Annotated in this window: 14 protein-coding genes; 7 read left to right on the forward strand and 7 right to left on the reverse strand. The window is 73.0% G+C overall.

What is annotated here, in order from left to right; all coding sequences use genetic code 11:
• Positions 1-65 precede the first annotated feature (65 nt).
• The gene (locus tag IE329_RS02740) at positions 66-1745 is read right to left on the reverse strand and encodes an alkaline phosphatase D family protein (RefSeq protein WP_229927123.1); all 1680 of its coding nucleotides are present in this window, start codon (positions 1743-1745) and stop codon (positions 66-68) included.
• 214 nt (positions 1746-1959) lie between these two features.
• Between IE329_RS02740 and IE329_RS02745 the strand changes: the two genes are divergently transcribed.
• The 3 genes from IE329_RS02745 to IE329_RS02755 all read left to right on the forward strand — a co-directional run bounded on the left by IE329_RS02745 (position 1960) and on the right by IE329_RS02755 (position 3589).
• On the forward strand, positions 1960-2562 hold the full coding sequence (locus IE329_RS02745) for a dienelactone hydrolase family protein (protein WP_190209140.1): 603 nt from the start codon (positions 1960-1962) through the stop codon (positions 2560-2562).
• A gap of 123 nt (positions 2563-2685) precedes the next feature.
• Positions 2686-3078, forward strand: a complete 393-nt coding sequence (locus IE329_RS02750; protein WP_190209141.1) for a helix-turn-helix domain-containing protein — start codon at positions 2686-2688, stop codon at positions 3076-3078.
• Between the two features lie 100 nt (positions 3079-3178).
• On the forward strand, positions 3179-3589 hold the full coding sequence (locus tag IE329_RS02755) for a VOC family protein (RefSeq protein WP_190209142.1): 411 nt from the start codon (positions 3179-3181) through the stop codon (positions 3587-3589).
• A gap of 53 nt (positions 3590-3642) precedes the next feature.
• Here IE329_RS02755 and IE329_RS02760 read toward each other — a convergent pair whose 3' ends face one another.
• Positions 3643-4392 carry a hypothetical protein gene (locus IE329_RS02760; RefSeq protein WP_190209143.1) on the reverse strand — a complete coding sequence of 250 codons (750 nt, stop codon included), beginning with the start codon at positions 4390-4392 and terminating at the stop codon, positions 3643-3645.
• 170 nt (positions 4393-4562) lie between these two features.
• Between IE329_RS02760 and IE329_RS02765 the strand changes: the two genes are divergently transcribed.
• Complete coding sequence (locus IE329_RS02765) at positions 4563-5297, forward strand: GNAT family N-acetyltransferase (protein ID WP_308438324.1); 735 nt, start codon at positions 4563-4565, stop codon at positions 5295-5297.
• Between the two features lie 98 nt (positions 5298-5395).
• On the opposite strand, the gene IE329_RS02770 is transcribed toward IE329_RS02765, so the two are convergent.
• Positions 5396-6733, reverse strand: coding sequence for a DUF2252 domain-containing protein (locus tag IE329_RS02770; protein WP_190209144.1), 1338 nt, complete (start codon positions 6731-6733; stop codon positions 5396-5398).
• Between the two features lie 377 nt (positions 6734-7110).
• Between IE329_RS02770 and IE329_RS02775 the strand changes: the two genes are divergently transcribed.
• On the forward strand, positions 7111-8262 hold the full coding sequence (locus tag IE329_RS02775; RefSeq protein ID WP_190209344.1) for an alpha-lytic protease prodomain-containing protein: 1152 nt from the start codon (positions 7111-7113) through the stop codon (positions 8260-8262).
• Positions 8263-8342: 80 nt separating this feature from the next.
• Here the strand turns inward: IE329_RS02775 and dnaE are convergent, their stop codons facing one another.
• From dnaE to IE329_RS02795, 4 genes are all read right to left on the reverse strand, one after another.
• On the reverse strand, positions 8343-11897 hold the full coding sequence (dnaE, locus tag IE329_RS02780) for a DNA polymerase III subunit alpha (protein ID WP_190209145.1): 3555 nt from the start codon (positions 11895-11897) through the stop codon (positions 8343-8345).
• A gap of 277 nt (positions 11898-12174) precedes the next feature.
• Positions 12175-13014, reverse strand: a complete 840-nt coding sequence (locus IE329_RS02785; RefSeq protein ID WP_190209146.1) for an RDD family protein — start codon at positions 13012-13014, stop codon at positions 12175-12177.
• Positions 13015-13153: 139 nt separating this feature from the next.
• On the reverse strand, positions 13154-13606 hold the full coding sequence (locus IE329_RS02790) for a type II toxin-antitoxin system PemK/MazF family toxin (RefSeq protein WP_190209147.1): 453 nt from the start codon (positions 13604-13606) through the stop codon (positions 13154-13156).
• Between the two features lie 100 nt (positions 13607-13706).
• Positions 13707-14630, reverse strand: a complete 924-nt coding sequence (locus tag IE329_RS02795) for a LysR family transcriptional regulator (RefSeq protein ID WP_190209148.1) — start codon at positions 14628-14630, stop codon at positions 13707-13709.
• A gap of 72 nt (positions 14631-14702) precedes the next feature.
• Here IE329_RS02795 and IE329_RS02800 point away from each other — a divergent pair, with 72 nt between their 5' ends.
• Both IE329_RS02800 and IE329_RS02805 read left to right on the forward strand, forming a co-directional pair.
• Positions 14703-15605 (forward strand): dihydrodipicolinate synthase family protein, encoded by a 903-nt coding sequence (locus IE329_RS02800; RefSeq protein ID WP_190209149.1) that lies wholly within the window; start codon positions 14703-14705, stop codon positions 15603-15605.
• A 116-nt stretch (positions 15606-15721) separates the two neighbouring features.
• Entirely contained in the window at positions 15722-16747 is a 1026-nt protein-coding gene (locus IE329_RS02805) for an aspartate-semialdehyde dehydrogenase (protein ID WP_190209150.1), read from the forward strand.
• Positions 16748-16836: the final 89 nt, after the last annotated feature.

Raw genomic sequence — 16836 nt, forward strand, 5'->3', positions numbered from 1 at the left:
GACCGGGCCCCCGGAACGACCGGGCCCCCGCCACCCCGGCCGGGGTGCCGGCGGCCCGGCGGGTGTCACTTCACCGGCGCCCAGACGCGCTCCAGGGCCTGGCTCCCGGAGCGGCTGCGGTAGGAGCGGGTCCAGGTGCTGGTGGCCTCGCGCTTGGTGCGGTCGGACAGGATGTAGTAGTCCATCTGGACCTGCTCCGGGGTGACGTCCAGGACGCCGTAGCCGTGCGAGTCCAGGTCGATCCACTTCAGGTGCCGGTTGGCGGCCTTGAGGGCCCCCGCGGCGACCAGCGAGACGGTCTGCGGGGCGACCTTCAGGAAGTCGTCGACGTTGTCGGAGGTCACCGAGGTGACCACGAACTCGGTGGCGACGCTGCCCGAGGCGGGGTAGGTGGCGGCCTCGTCCGGCACGTCGGCCGCCCACGCCGAGTGGATGTCGCCGGTCAGGAAGACCGTGTTGCGGATGCCCTGCGCCTTCAGGTGGCCGAGCAGTTCGCGGCGGTCGTGGGTGTAGCCGTCCCACTGGTCCGGGTTGACCGCCAGGCCCTCGCCCGGCAGGCCGAGCAGCTTGGCGAGCGGGCGCAGCAGGTAGTCCGGCAGGGACAGGAAGGCGACCGGCGAGATCATCACCGAGTTGCCGACCAGCCGCCAGGTGGTGTCGGAGGCGGACAGCCCGGACTTCAGCCAGTCGAGCTGGGCCCGGCCGGTGATCGTGCGGTCGGCCGAGTCGACGTCGCCGTCGCCCACCTTCACCTGCGCGGAGCGGAACGAGCGCAGGTCGAGCAGCGAGAGGTCGGCCAGCTTCCCGTAGCGCAGCCGGCGGTAGGTGGTGCCGGCGATCGACGGGCGGACGGGCATCCACTCGAAGTAGGCCTGCTTCGCCGCGGCGACCCGGGCCGCCCAGTCGCCCTCGGTGCCCGGCGTGTGGTTCTCGGCGCCCACCGAGGAGGCGTCGTTGGCGAATTCGTGGTCGTCCCAGATCGCGATGGTCGGGATGGCCGCGTGCAGGGCCTGGAGGTCCGGGTCGGTCTTGTAGGTGCCGTGCCGGGTGCGGTAGTCCGCGAGGTTCAGGATCTCGTGGGCCGGCTGGTGCGGGCGCACGACCTTGCCGGCGGCGCAGAACTCGCCCGTCCGGTACTCGTAGATGTAGTCGCCGAGGAAGAGGAAGACGTCGAGGTCGCCGCGGGCGGCCAGGTGCCGGTAGGCGGAGAAGTAGCCCGCCTCCCAGTTCGCGCAGGACGCGACGCCCAGCCGCAGCCGCTGCACGGCGGCGTCGCTCGCGGGGGCGGTGCGGGTGCGGCCGGCGGGCGAGGTGACGCCGCCGGCCGTGAAGCGGTACCAGTACGTGGTGTCGGGCCGCAGGCCGCGGGCGTCGACCTTCACGGTGTGGTCGGTGCCGGCCGAGGTGGTCACCGTGCCGCTCACCGCGAGGGTGGTGAAGCCGCGGTCGGTGGCCAGCTCCCAGCGGACCTCGGTGTCCGGGCCGGCGCCCGATCCGGGCACGGCGGCCGGGGTCGGGGTCACCCGGGTCCACACCACGACACCGTCGGGGAGCGGGTCGCCGGAGGCGACGCCGTGCAGGAAGGCCGGGCCCTGGGCCGGCAGGGTGTCGGCGACGGCGCGCTCGCCGAGGGCCAGTGGCAGGGTCGCCGCCCCGGCTGCGATCGCGGTGGCCTTGAGCACCTGGCGACGGCGCGGGCGGGTGGTGGCGTCGGCCAGGGGCTTGTCATGTATGGGATCAATCACGCGCTCAGGCTACCGCCGGGTAACCGTGCTGCCCATAGGCGGGACTGACTGTTCGTCGACTCTTCACCGAGGCGTGGACACCGGCACCCGCCGGCGTCCGCCACGCCACCCGGCGGCCATCCGGGCCGGGCGCGGCGGGCGGGTGCGCGGGATCGCGCCGGATCATGCGGGATCATGGGAGGCGACCCGACCGAGATCGCGAAGGAACGCACCCGTGGCCCAGATCGTCCTCCTGCACTCCGCCTACGGCCTGCGCCCGGCCGTCCACGCGGCCGCCGACCGGCTGCGCGCCGCCGGCCACCAGGTGCACACCCCCGACCTCTACGACGGCCGGACCTTCGACAACGTCGAGGAGGGCATGGCGTACAAGGAGGAGATCACCAGCGACGAACTGCTGCGCCGGGCGGTCACCGCCGTCGTCCCGCTGCTCACCCCCGCGAACGGGACCACGCCGCCGCCGGAGGGCCTGGTCTACGCCGGCTTCTCGCTCGGCGGCGCCCTCGCCCAGAACCTCGCCCTCGCGGACGAGCAGGCCAAGGGCCTGTTGCTGCTGCACGGCACCTCGGACCTCCGGGACGACGCCGCCACCTCCGTCCCCGTCCAGCTGCACGTCGCCGAGCCGGACCCGTTCGAGTCCGAGGACTGGCTCAACGCCTGGTACCTGCGGATGCGCAGGGCGGGCGCCGACGTCGAGGTCCACCGCTACCGGGGCGCCGGCCACGTCTTCACCGACCCCGACCTGCCCGACTACGACGCCGAGGCCGCCGAGCAGACCTGGGCGGCCGCGCTGGACTTCCTGGCGGAACTGGACGCCTGAGGGACGGCCCGCGGCGGGTACCGGGCGGAGGCCTCGCCGGCCGTCCGCGCCCACGGTGCCCGCCGGCCGCCGCCGTGCCCCCGTACGTGGCCCGGACGGCGCGGGCCGTGGTCTGATGGCCCGGTGAGCCGCGCCGCCGAAGAGACCAACCGCCTGATGCTGCGGGCCCGGGACGCGATGGACCGCGCCTACGCCCAGCCGCTGGACGTCCCCGCCCTGGCCCGGATCGCGCACGTCTCCGAGGCGCACTTCTCGCGGACCTTCCGGGCCACCTTCGGCGAGACGCCGCACCGCTACCTGCAGCGCCGCCGGGTCGAGCGGGCGATGTTCCTGCTGCGGGAGAGCGGGCGCAGCGTGACCGAGATCTGCTTCGAGGTCGGCTTCGGCAGCCCGGGCACCTTCAGCCGGACCTTCCACGCCATCGTCGGCCGGTCGCCGAGGACCTACCGGAAGGAGGCGGCCGCCACCGTCGTGCCGACCTGCTTCACGATGGCCTGGACCCGCCCGAGCGCGTGACCGGGCGGGGCGGGCAAGGGCCGGCAGCCGCCCGACGGCGGTAGCCGGACGAGCGGTTTCGGATAAGTTTTCGCCGGACCCGCCGAGTAGCGTCGAGCACATGTTCAACGCCATCACGCACTCGCAGATTTTCGTCCTCGACCAGGACGAGGCCCTCGACTTCTACGTCGGCAAGCTGGGCCTGGAGGTCGCCGCAGACGTCGACATGGGCTTCATGCGCTGGCTCGCGGTCAGCGTCCCCGGCCACCCGGAGCGGCAGATCCTGCTGGAGCGGCCGGGCGCCCCGGCGATGTCCGAGGAGACCGCCGAGCAGGTCCGGGAGCTGGTCACCAAGGGCGCGACCGGCGGCTGGCTGATCTTCACCACGGAGGACTGCCGCAAGACCTACGAGACGCTGCTCGGCCTGGGCGTCGAGTTCACCGAGGAGCCCACCGAGCGCCCGTACGGGATCGACTGCGGCCTGCGCGACCCGTTCGGCAACCGCATCCGCTTCACCCAGCTCAAGGACTGAGGGCGGCCGGACGGGCCGCGCCCGGTCAGCACCGGCCGCGACCCGTCGCCCGGTCAGCCCGGGTGCCGGTCCTCCGGCGGGCCGGCCGGCGGAGCGGCGGGCGGAGCCGGCGGGTACGGCTGCGCGGGCGGGAACGGCGGGGCCGCCGCGTACGGCGGGGGAGCCGTGACGGACCGCTCCGGCGCGTAGGCCGGGGCGGAGCCGAACGGCTGCCCGGGGCCGCCCGGTTGGGCCGGGAACGGCGCCGGCGGGTACCCGAGGTACGGGTTCTGCTGCGGCCCGGCCGCGCCGGTGCCCGCGCCGCGGGAGCGGGTGGCGAGCACCACGACGGCGACGACGAGGGCCAGCAGCACGGCCAGCACCCGGGTCAGGTTCAGGATCAGGGAGGACGTCGGCTGGGCGAACCGCCCGGCGGTGAACTCGTTGGTCAGCTCGTAGATCAGGAAGGCCCCGGCCGCGTACCCGTCCACGGCGAACAGCACGACGGCCGCCGGGCGCACCCACCGCCGGCCGCTGAACGCCGCCACGGCCAGCACGATCAGCGCGACCGTCAGCGCGGAGTCGTAGCCGAAGAAGCCCACCGGGGCCTCCTGGACGTAGTGGTCGAAGCTGATGCCGAGCGCGGTCGGCAGGTACCCGGGACCCTGCTGGCTGATGTCGTAGGCGAGGATCCCCAGTTCGCTCAGCAGGGCCACGACCGACAGCAGGCCGATGGCGATCAGGGACCCGTCGGGGCCGCGGCGCACGGGTGCCACCCCCGGGCGTCCGTCGGCCGGTGGTGTTCGGTAAGGGTCGAACGTCACGAAGTCCCCCTTGCGGTACCCATGTCCAGCGTGTCGACCGAGGCTAGCGCGCCCGGATCCCCGGGGGAATACGACTGGGCCGCACGGCCCGGGCACCGGCCCCCGGTGGCGCGCCCGCGGGCCGTGAATCCCCGTGCCCGGCCGGGCGTTCAGGGCATAGCCTCACGCGCATGACCGCTGAGCCCCCGCCGCCCGCGCGCCCCGGAGACACCCCCGCGCGCCCCGCCGCCGCCCCCGTCCGGGCCGTCCCTGTGACGACCATCCCGGTGACGACCACCGCCGTCCCGGCCGTCCCGGCCGCCGCGACCACCGCGACCACCGCGACCGGGCCGGCCCCCGGGCCCCACGCCGGCGACCGGGTCGCGATCCGGCCGGAGACCGCCCAGGACCACGAGGGCGTCCACCTCCTGCACACCCGGGCCTTCGGCGACGACGGCCGGGTGTCCCGGCTGGTGGAGGCGCTCCGCGAGGCGAGGGCCGGAGCCGGGCCGCTGTCCTTCGTCGCGGTGCTGGACGGCGCGGTCCTCGGCCACGTCCTGCTGAGCGGCTGCCGGCTGGACGCCCCGCGCCGGATCGTGGACGTGCTCAGCCTCTCCCCGCTCGGCGTGCTCCCGGAGCACCAGGGCCGGGGCATCGGGACCCGGCTGGTCCGGCACGCCCTCGCGGCGGCCGAGGACACGGGCGCGCCCCTGGTCTTCCTGGAGGGCGACCCCGGCTGGTACCGCACCCGCGGCTTCGAGCCGGCCACCCCGGCGGGCTTCCGCTCCCCGTCGCTGCGGATCCCCGGACCGGCCTTCCAGGTGGCCAGGCTGTCCGCCCACGAGCCGTGGATGACGGGCACCTTCGTGTACTCGGAGCCCTTCTGGGCGCTCGACTGCGTCGGCCTGCGCGACCCGGAGGCCTGACCGGTGGGCGGTGGCGGTGGTGGGGCCGGCGGCGGTGACGACCAGGACCGGAGGTACGCGCCGGTCACCACCCTGACCTGACGTGCCGGCGAAGGGTGTTACAGGCCGGGGATGCGGCCGTTGCGGAACAGGTCGACGAAGATCTGGTGGTCCTGCCGGGCCCGGGCGCCGTAGGCGTGGGCGAAGTCGGCCAGCATGGTCGTGAAGCCCTCCTCGTCCTTGCCGATGGCGGCGTCGATGGCGTGCTCGGTGGAGAACGGCACCAGGGTGTGGCCGCTGGAGGACTCGTCCGCGGCGGCGTGCATGGTGGCGGTGGCCCGGCCCAGGTAGTCGGTCACCGAGTGCAGGTCCGCCTGCTCGTTGAGGTCGGTCCAGTCGAGGTCGGTGGCGTACGGGGAGACCTCGGCGACCAGCTGGCCCTGGCCGCGCAGCGAGGCGTAGCCGAGCCACGGGTCGCTGTGCGCCTGGAGGGCGCGCTGGGAGATGACCGTGCGGTGGCCCTCGTGCTCGAAGTAGCCCCGGATCCCGGGGTCGGTGACGTGCCGGGAGACGGCCGGGGTCTGGCCCTGCTTCATGTAGATGATGACGTCGTTCTCCAGGGCGTCGGTGTGCCCCTCCAGCAGCAGGTTGTACGAGGGCAGTCCGGCGCTGCCGATGCCGATGCCGCGGCGGCCGACGACGTCCTTGACCCGCAGCGCGTCCGGGCGGGTCCGGGTGGCCGGCGGCAGGGTGGTGAGGTAGGCCTCGAAGGCGGTGAGCACCTCGGCCTTGGTGGCCTCGTCCAGTTCGAACGCGCCGCCGCCCTTGCGGAACCGGCGGTCGTACCCGTCGATGACGGTCTCGGAGTCCAGCAGGGCGACCCGGGTCTGCAGCCGGGCCCGGCGCAAGGTCTCCAGGATCGGGCCGGTCGCGGTGTCCAGGGTGACGGAGGTGCTCCCGCCGCCCCGGACCAGGGCGGCGATCCGCCCGCGGTAGGCGGCGGCGAAGGTGCGGACGAGTTCGGTGATGGTGTCGTCGGAGAGCGCCTTGGCGTAGCCGATCAGCGCGAGGCTGGCGGCCAGTCGCTGGACGTCCCAGGTGAAGGCACCGACGTAGGCCTCGTCGAAGTCGTTGACGTTGAACACCAGCCGGCCCTCGGAGTTGAGGTAGCTGCCGAAGTTCTCGGCGTGCAGGTCGCCGTGGATCCAGACCCGGCTGGTGCGCTCGTCGAGGAAGGCGGCGCCGTAGCCGTCGTAGGGGGCGGTGGTGAGGTCGGCGTAGAAGAGGCCGGCGGTGCCGCGGTAGAACGCGAAGGCGGAGGCGGCCATCTTGCGGAACTTGACCCGGAAGGCGGCCGGGTCCTGGGCGAGCAGCTCGCCGAAGGCGGCTTCGAAGACCCGCAGGATGGTCTCGGCGCGCTCGGGTTCGCGGTGGGCGGCGGTGAGCTGGTCGGGCATGGCGGTGTCCTTCTGTGACGCGTGGCAGTCCCCGCGCGGGGACGAGGCGGGCGGCCGTGGCCAATCCGGAGACTACCGCTCCGGCCCGGCGGGGGACGCATCGGAGGAGCCGCCGCCGGCCGTCGCGCCGACGGGCCTGGGAGCGCTTTCCGGCCACGGTGACAACCACCCGTCCGGGCCCCCCGGAAGCCGATGCGGTGTCAGATTCTGTGCGGGGCAGTTCGGTTGGCCCGGTTGACGCGGACATTCAACGATGTAAAGCTAACCGGCGCGGTCTAGACCCGTAGTGCAGAGAGCGCTCTCTCCCCGTAAGGCAGGCCCCACCCGCCACGGATCAGAGGAGATCAGCGGTGCGAAACACCCTTGCCAGGGTGGCCATGGCCACCCTCATGACCCTGTCCACGCTCGGCCTCGGCGTCTCGGCCGCCGCGGCCGCCGACCGTACGGGCGAAACCTCCGCCACCGGCACGGCCCGGCCGCTGTCGCCGGGGCTCACCGACGCGCTCCGGCGCGACCTCGGCCTCACCGAGGGTCAGGCCGCCCGCCGGCTGGCCCGGGAGGACCTCGCGGCCCGGCTGGCACCCCGGGCCGAGCAGCTCGCCGGCCAGGCCTTCGCCGGCTCCTGGTACGACGCCGACCGGGAGACCCTGGTGGTCGCCGTCACCGACGCCGCGCGGAGCACCGCGCTCCGGGCGGCGGGGGCCGAGACGGTGGTCGTCCGGCACTCGCAGCAGGAGCTCGACAGCGCGAAGGCCGCCATCGACACCCGCTCCCGGGCCGCCGCGGCCCCGGCGGGGGTCAGCAGCTGGCGGGTCGACCCGCGACGCAACAGCGTGGTGGTCGAACTCGCCCCCGGCGCCCGGCAGGACGCCCGGGTGGCGGCCTTCGTCGCCGCGGCGGAGCAGGCCGGCCCGGTGACGGTCGAGGAGCAGGGCGCCGACCGTACGCCGCGCACCCTGTCGGCCGGCGTGGTCGGCGGGGACCCGTACTACATCAACGGCAACACCCGCTGCTCGATCGGGTTCGCGGTGCAGGGCGGCTTCGTCAGCGCCGGGCACTGCGGCGGCGCGGGCAGCAGCGTGGCCGGCTGGGACGGTTCGGCGATGGGCTCGTTCGCCGGCTCGTCGTTCCCGGGCAACGACTACTCGTTCATCCGGATCGGCAACGGCTGGTGGACCGTCCCGGTGGTCCTCGGCTGGGGCACCGTCAGTGACGTGCTGGTCCGCGGGTCCTGGCAGGCCCCGGTCGGCTCCTCGGTCTGCCGCTCCGGCTCCACCACCCACTGGCACTGCGGCACGGTGCAGGGCCTCAACGAGACCGTCAACTACAGCCAGGGCGCGGTCTACCAGGTGACCCGGACCAGCGTCTGCGCCGAGCCGGGCGACTCCGGCGGCTCCTTCATCACCGGGGACCAGGCGCAGGGCGTGACCTCCGGCGGCTGGGGCAACTGCAGCAGCGGCGGCCAGACCTGGTTCCAGCCGGTGAACGAGATCCTCTCGGTCTACGGCCTGTCCCTGGTCACCGCCTGACCGGCTGAGCGGGTGCGCCCCGGGGCCGGCCGGCCCCGGGGCGCGCGGCCCGGCGGCACCGGAACGCCGGGCGAGCGCTGTCAGATGCTCCAGGCAGAGGGCCCGAGCAGCGTCTTGACCTCGCTGGCGAAGGCGTTGTCGGTGTTGACCAGGAAGCCCAGCTCGTACAGGACGTTCTTCTGCCGGCTGGTGGTCAGCAGCCGCACCGGCACGTCGCCGGGGTGCGCCCGCAGCGAGCGCTTGAGCTCGCGGACCATGTGCGGGTTGACCTTGGCCTCGGGCACGGTGATCTGGATCGGCGGCTTGCCGCCGTGCTCGGCGGAGGAGATGTCGAGCTGGGTGATCTCCTGCCCGAAGATGCTCAGCGAGCCGTCGCGCTCGTTGAGCCGCCCGCGGGCCGAGATGACGTTGTCCTCGACCATCTGGTCGGCCATCAGGTTGTAGGTGGCGGGGAAGAACAGCACCTCGACCGAGCCGTCCCGGTCGGCCAGGGTGATGATCGCCCAGGCGTTGCCCGCCTTGTTGATCCGCCGGTCGACCGAGGTGATCAGGCCGGCGAGCTTGACCTCGCCCTCGGTGCGGCCGGAGCCGAGCAGTTCGGCGATGGAGATGTCGCGGTTGCGGGAGAGGATGTGCTCGGCGCCGTCCAGCGGGTGGCTGGAGACGTACAGGCCGAGCATCTCCCGCTCCAGGCTGAGCAGTTGCTTGCGCGGCCATTCGCGGTCGGTGAGTTCGAAGTCCAGCCCGATGGTGGGGATGTCCTCGCCGGTGTCCATCGCGCCGAAGAGGTCGTCCTGGCCGATGGCCTGCTGCTTCTTGACGCCGGTGACGGCGTCGATGGCGTTCTCGTGGACGGTGGTCAGCGACAGACGGGTGTGCCCGAGCGAGTCGAAGGCGCCGGCCTTGATCAGCGAGTCGATGGTGCGCTTGTTGCACACCACCAGCTCGACCTTGTCCAGGAAGTCGGCGAAGGAGGTGTACTTGCCCTTCTCGCCGCGGGTCTTGACCAGCGACTCGATCACCGGCACGCCGACGTTGCGGACGGCCTTGAGGCCGAAGCGGACGTCGTTGCCGACGGCGGTGAAGTCGACCACGGACTCGTTGACGTCCGGGGAAAGGATCTTGATGCCCATCTGGCGGCACTCCGCCAGGTAGACGGCCATCTTGTCCTTGTCGTCGGCCACCGAGGTCAGCAGGGCGGCCATGTACTCGGCCGGGTAGTTGGCCTTGAGGTACGCGGTCTGGTACGAGACCAGGCCGTAGGCGGCGGAGTGCGATTTGTTGAACGCGTAGCCGGCGAACGGGACCAGCACGTCCCAGACCGCCTGGATCGCCTCGTCCGAGTAGCCGCGCTCCTTGCAGCCCGCGTGGAAGGGGACGAACTCCTTCTCCAGGACCTCTTTCTTCTTCTTGCCCATCGCGCGGCGGAGCAGGTCGGCCTGTCCGAGGCTGTAGCCGGCCAGCACCTGGGCGGCTCGCTGCACCTGCTCCTGGTAGACGATCAGGCCGTAGGTGGGGCCGAGGACCTCCTTGAGGGGCTCCTCCAGCTCCGGGTGGATCGGGATGATCTCCTGCTGGGCGTTCTTGCGCAGCGCGTAGTTGGTGTGCGAGTTCATGCCCATCGGGCCCGGCCGGTACAGCGCCGAGACGGCGGAGATGTCGGCGAACTCGGTCGGCTTCATCAGCTTGAGCAGGGCGCGCATGGGGCCGCCGTCGAGCTGGAACACGCCCAGGGTGTCACCGCGGGCGAGCAGTTCGTACGTGGTGGGGTCGTCCAGCGCGATCTTCTCGATGTCGACCTCGACACCGCGGTTGGCCTTCACGATCTTGATGCAGTGGTCGATGATGCCCAGGTTCCGCAGACCCAGGAAGTCCATCTTGATCAGGCCCATGGCTTCGCACGACGGGTAGTCGAAGCCGGTGATGATCACGCCGTCCTTGTCCCGCATGTGCAGCGGGACGAGTTCCAGCAGCGGGGTCGAGGAGAGGATCACCGCGGCCGCGTGCACGCCGGTGCCGCGGATCAGGCCCTCGATGCCCAGGCCGGTGTCGATGATCTTCTTGACGTCGGGCTCGTTCTGGTACAGCGCCCGGATCTCGGTGCCCTCGTTGTACCGGGGGTGCTTCTCGTTGAAGAGGTCCGCGAGCGGGACGCCCTTGCCCATCACGTCCGGCGGCATCGCCTTGGTGATCCGGTCGCCCATCGCGAAGGGGTAGCCGAGGATGCGGTTGGCGTCCTTGACGGCGGCCTTCGCCTTGATGGTGCCGAAGGTGTTCACCTGGGCGGTGTACTCGGCGCCGTACTTGTCGGTGACGTAGCGCACCATCTGGTCGCGCTGGCGGTCGTCGAAGTCGATGTCGACGTCCGGGGGGTTGATGCGCTCGGGGTTGAGGAACCGCTCGAACAGGAGGTCGTGCTCCAGCGGGTCCAGCTCGGTGATCCGGGTCAGGTACGAGACCATCGAGCCGGCCGCGGAGCCTCGGCCCGGGCCGACCGGGATGCCGTTGTCGCGGGCGTACTGGCAGATGTCGGCGACCACGAGGAAGTACGCGTCGAAGCCCATCGGGGAGATGACGCCCATCTCCAGCTCGACCCGGTCCAGCACCTCCTGGCTCGGGTTGTCGCCGTAGCGGACCTTCAGGCCGGCCTTGATCTTCTGGCGCAGGAAGGACGCCTGGGTCTCCCCCTCGGGGACGTCGAACTGCGGCATCCGGTCGACGTAGTTGAAGACCTCGTCGTACGGCTCGATCCGCTCGGCGATCGCCAGCGTGTTGGCGCAGGCCTCCGGGAGCTCGCTGAACAGCGCCTGCATCTCGTCGGCGGTCTTGACGTAGTAGCCGTCGCCGTTGAACTTGAAGCGGTTCGGGTCGTCCTTGTTCTTGCCCACGCCGACGCAGAGCAGGCTGTCGTGCGCGTCCGCCTGGTCGGCGGTCACGTAGTGCGAGTCGTTGGTGGCCAGCAGCGGGATGTTCAGTTCCTTGGCCAGCCGCAGCAGGTCCTGGCGGACGTCCCGCTCGATGGACAGGCCGTGGTCCATCAGCTCCAGGAAGTAGTTCTCCTTGCCGAAGATGTCCTGGTAGGCGCCGGCGGCCTTGACCGCCTCCTCGTACTGGCCGAGCCGCAGGCGGGTCTGCACCTCGCCGGAGGGGCAGCCGGTGGTGGCGATGATCCCGGTGGCGTTCGCGGCGATCAGCTCGCGGTCCATCCGGGGCTTCATGTAGTAGCCCTCCATCGACGCGAGCGAGGAGAGCTTGAAGAGGTTCCGCAGGCCGGCGACGTTCTGCGCCCACATCGTCATGTGGGTGTACCGGCCGCCGCCGGAGACGTCCTTGCCGCCCTCGCCGTCGGCGCTCACCTGCCGCTGCCCGCCGGGCGCCCAGAAGGTCGGCTTCTTGTGGAAGCGCGAGCCGGGCGCCACGTACGCCTCGATGCCGATGATCGGCTTCACGGCGCCGTCGAGCTTCTTCGCGCTCTGGAAGAACTCGTACGCGCCGAACATGTTGCCGTGGTCGCTCATCGCGATGGCGGGCATGCCCTGCCGCTGGGCCTCCGCGAACAGCTTGCCGTTCTTCGCGGCCCCGTCCAGCATCGAGTACTCGGTGTGGACATGCAGGTGAACGAAGCTGTCGGCCACGTGGGAATGACTCCTCGGACATAGATCTCCGGCGGGGAAACCCCCACCCTAGCGCGGTCCGAAGATCGATTCCTGATGCCTGACGGGGTGTCCGGGACGGGTGCGACAGTGACCGTCACTGCCCGTCGCCGGGTGGCGACCAGGGCGCATCGCGCCCGCCCGGTGACCGGTTCCGGCGGGTCGGCGCGGCCGGGCCCCGGGGCTGTGAGACGTGTCACGCCGGACGGCCGGGAGCGTGCCGCCCCCGGCCGTCCGGCGTGTCCCGGGCCGGCCGGGCTCAGTGCTCCTTGACCACCACGGTGCCCGCGGGCTTGTCGTGCAGGCACTGCTGGAACGGCTTGTCCCAGAGCTGCCACAGCACGTTCACCAGGGCGAACAGGCTGCCCAGGCAGTAGACGGCGGACGGCAGCCCGTAGAGCGCCGCGCGGGTCCACAGCGCGTTGTCGGCCGGCCGCCCGCCGTGCTGCAGGGCCACCACCCGGATCCGCATCGCCTTCTTGCCCACCGTCTGGCCGTGCTGGGTGAGCAGCATGACGATCTCGTAGCCGAAGCCCACCAACCCCAGCACCAGGTAGAGCAGGATCGAGCCGGTGCTCTCCAGCAGCAGGCCCAGCACCAGGTACGGGACCAGCAGGACGGCGGAGTCGATCAGCCGGGCCAGGAAGCGGTCGCCGGCCGAGGCCAGCGTGCGGCTGCCCGGCGCGGGCGGGCCGCCGTACTGGGCGGGCGGGGCCAGCCACTGCGGCCAGGCCTGCTGCGGGCCGGGCGGCTGCCCGTACCCGGGCTGCCCGTACCCCGGCTGCCCGTAGGGCTGCTGCCCGTAGCCGGGCTGGCCGCCGTAGGGCTGCTGGCCGTACGCCGGCTGCTCGGCGCCGTAGGGCGGCTGCGGTGCGCCGTACCCGGGCCCGCCGGCCGGCGGCGGGGGCTGCTGCGGGTAGCCGTAGGGCTGCCCGGTCTTGCCGTACGGATCCTGGGCCGGCGGCGGCCCGTACGGACCCGGGGCCGGCTGCTGGCCGTAGGGCCCGGGGGCCGGCGGCTGCTGGCCGTACGGGGTCTGGCCGTAGGGGTTGTTGGGGTCGGACGGGTAGCCGTATCCCGGCGGGTTCTGAGTGCTCATGCTCCCGGCTCAGCTCGTCGTTGACTGTCCGGCCCGATCCTGTCCTGCCGGGCCCTCCTCCGGGAGGAGATCACGTGGATCGGTGCATGAACAGTCCGTTTCCGCGGGGCCCGCCGGCCGGCCGGGCCCCGCGGGGGGCTCAGCTCCAGCGGTAGCGGAGCCTCAGGCGGTCGGTGACGAGGTTGAACCGGGCCCGGTCCAGGGCGCAGGCCTCGCGGCGCATGCCCTGGTCGTGCACCCGCAGCACCCGCTCCAGCGAGACCCAGGAGTCGCGCCCGGTGCGGTCCCAGGGCCCCGCGCCGATCGGCACCCAGTCGCTGTCCGCGCTGTGGGCCTTGCTGGAGAGCATCACGGTGAGCAGCGTCCCGCCCGGCTCGCGGGCGACCACCAGCACCGGGCGGTCCTTGCCCCGGCCGTCGTTCTCCTCGTACGGGACCCAGGTCCAGACGATCTCGCCCGGGTCCGGGTCGCCGTCGTGGTCGGGCGCGTACTCGGTGCGGACCGGGCCGATCCGCGAAGGGTCGACCTCGCTGGTCGCGAAGGGGCCGTGGGAGCCCGGGGCCTGCTCGGATCGCTGCGTCAATTCGGCCATGCGCGCAGGCTAGTGACCGGCGGCGGGGTGATCAAGAGCGGCGGCGGACCGATCGGGCGAGGCGCGTGCGGGGGGCTCCGGGGCCGGGCCCGCGGCGCGCTCAGGGCGCGAGCGCCCGGGCCGGCGGCCCCTCGTCCAGGTCCGGCGGCAGCGCGGTGCGCAGGGCGGCGGTGAAGGCCGCCACCGCGGGGTGGGCGGCGGCGCCGCTGCGGAACGCCGTACGGGTGCGGCGGCACATCCCCAGCCGGGTCAGGGTGACGCCGGCGAGCTGCTCCGGGGCGCCCAGCCGGGGCACCAGGGCGACCCCCTGCCCGGCCGCCACCAGGGCCAGCACGGTGGCGAACTCGTCGACCTGGTGGCGCACCCGGGGGGTGAAGCCCGCCGCCTCGCAGGCCCGGGCGGCCATCGTCCGGCAGAGCGTGCCGGGCGTGCCCATGATCCACGGGTGCTCCCGCCAGCGGCCGACCGGATCGTCCCCGGCGGGCCGGGCGCCCGCCGGGGACGCCAGGTACATCGCCTCGCTGAACAGCGGCTCGGTGGCCAGGCCGGGCTCCTGGGGCGCGGGCACGAAGTCGTAGTCGTGCACCAGGGCCACGTCCAGCTCGCCGGCCCGCAGCGCGTCGCCGACCCGGGCCGGGTCCATCTCGGCGACCATCGGCTCCAGCCCCGGGTGCTCGCGGGCCAGCACGGTGAGCGCGCCGGGGACGATCGCCCGGGCCGCCGAGGGGAAGGTGCCGATCCGCAGCGATCCGGCCAACCCCTGTCTGGCGTCGGCCAGTTCGGAACCGGCAAGTTCCAGCCGTTCCAGCACCGCCTCGGCATGGCGGACCAGGTTGCGCCCGGCCGGGGTCAGCGCGACCCGCCGTCCGGTGCGCTCCAGCAGCGGCACCCCGGCCTCCCGCTCCAGCACGGACAACTGCTGGGAGACGGCGGACGGGCTGAAGGCGAGCGCCTCGGCCACCGCGGCGATGGTGCCCCGGTGGGCGAGTTCCCTGAGCAGGCGCAGGCGCCGGACGTCGAGCATCGGCTCAGCTTACGGTTGTCGGCGGCAATATGAACTGGACCTGGCGGTCGGGCCCGGGCGAGGCTGATCACCATGAACCAGCACATCCCGCTGACGGGGATCTTCGTCCCCCTCGTCACGCCCTTCGCCGCCGACGGCACCATCGCCCGGCCGGCCCTGGAGGCCCTGGCGCACTCCCTGCTGGACGAGGGCGCAGCCGGCCTGGCCGCCCTCGGCACCACCGCCGAGGCGGCCGCCCTGGACGAGGCGGAGCGGCGCACCGTGGTCGACGTGGTCGCCGCCGTCTGCCGCGAGCGCGGCGCCACCCTGCTCGTCGGCACCGGCGGAGCCGGCACCCTCGGCACCGCCGAGGCGCTGCTCGCCCTCGGCAAGTCCACCCCGGAGGCGGCCGCCGCGATGGTGACCGTGCCGGCCTTCACCCGCCCGGGCGAGGCCGGCGTGGTCGCGCACTTCCGCCGGCTGGCCGCGACCAGCCCCGTCCCGCTGGTCGTCTACCACATCCCGTACCGCACCGGGCAGTCGCTGAGCGCCGCCGCACTGCTCGAACTGGCCGGCGTCCCCGGCATCGCCGGGGTGAAGCACGCCGTCGGCGGCATCGACCAGGACACCGTCGAACTGCTCGGCTCCGCACCGGCCGGCTTCGCCGTCCTGGCCGGGGACGACGCCTTCCTCTCCCCGCTGCTCGCGCTCGGCGCCGCCGGCGGCATCCTGGCCTCGGCCCACCTGGCCACCGCCCGCTTCGCCGAACTGGCCGCCGCCTGGCAGGCCGGCGAGGCCGACCGCGCCCGTGCCCTCGGCCACCAGCTCGCGGCCCTCGCCAAGGCGGCCTTCGCCGGCCCCAACCCGACGGTGATCAAGGCCGTGCTGCACGCCCAGGGCCGGATCCCCACCCCGGACGTCCGGCTCCCGCTGCTGCCCGCCGGCCCGGTCGAGACCGCCGTCGCACTGGCCGGAACGGACCGCCTGACCCGGTGAGGACGCCGCCCGCCGTTCACACCTTGGAATACCTGGCGGCCCTGGCCGGGGTTCAAGGCATGATGGGCTGAGTGCGGCTGTGATCAGCAGGAACATCCAGATGGAGGAGTAGTCGGATGAGGATCGGCATTGTTGGGGCCACCGGCCAGGTAGGCGCCGTGGTGCGCGGCATCCTGGCAGAGCGCTCGTTCCCGGTGGAGCAGCTGCGGCTGTTCGCATCGGCCCGTTCGGCCGGGCGCACGCTGCCCTGGCAGGACACCGAGATCACCGTCGAGGACGCGGCCACGGCCGACTACAGCGGCCTGGACATCGTGATCTTCTCGGCCGGCGGCTCCACCTCCAAGGAGCTGGCCCCCAAGGTGGCGGCGGCCGGCGCGGTCGTCATCGACAACTCCTCGGCCTGGCGCCGCGACCCCGAGGTCCCGTTGGTGGTCTCCGAGGTCAACCCGGAGGCGATCGCCGACCGCCCCAAGGGCATCATCGCCAACCCCAACTGCACCACCATGGCCGCCATGCCCGTGCTGCGCCCGCTGCACGAGGAGGCGGGGCTGACCGCCCTGGTCGCCACCACCTACCAGGCCGTCTCCGGCTCCGGCCTGGCCGGCGTCGCCGAGCTGCACACCCAGGCGAGCAAGGTCGTCGGCGAGGCCGACCGCCTCACCCACGACGGCGAGGCCGTCGAGTTCCCCGAGCCGAACGTGTACCGGCGTCCGATCGCCTTCAACGTGGTGCCGCTGGCCGGCAACCTGGTGGACGACGGCTCCTTCGAGACCGACGAGGAGCAGAAGCTCCGCAACGAGTCCCGCAAGATCCTCGGCATCCCCGGGCTGAAGGTCTCCGGCACCTGCGTGCGCGTCCCGGTCTTCTCCGGCCACTCGCTGCAGATCAACGCCCGCTTCGCCGGCCCGATCAGCGTCGAGCGCGCCTACGAGCTGCTGAAGGACGCCCCCGGCGTGGAGCTCTCCGAGATCCCCACCCCGCTGCAGGCGGCCGGCAAGGACGCCTCGTACGTCGGCCGGATCCGGGTGGACGAGACCGTCGACAACGGCCTCGCCCTCTTCCTCTCCAACGACAACCTGCGCAAGGGCGCGGCCCTCAACGCCGTGCAGATCGCCGAGCTGGTCGCCGCCGAGCTCAGCTGATCCCGCCGTCGCGGACGACCGCGCCCGCCCCGGACCTCCCGGGGCGGGCGCGGTCGTTCCCGGTTCCCGCGGTCGTCCGGTCGTGCTGG

The organism is Kitasatospora indigofera (genome assembly GCF_014655955.1).
Taxonomy (GTDB): Bacteria; Actinomycetota; Actinomycetes; order Streptomycetales; family Streptomycetaceae; genus Kitasatospora; species Kitasatospora indigofera.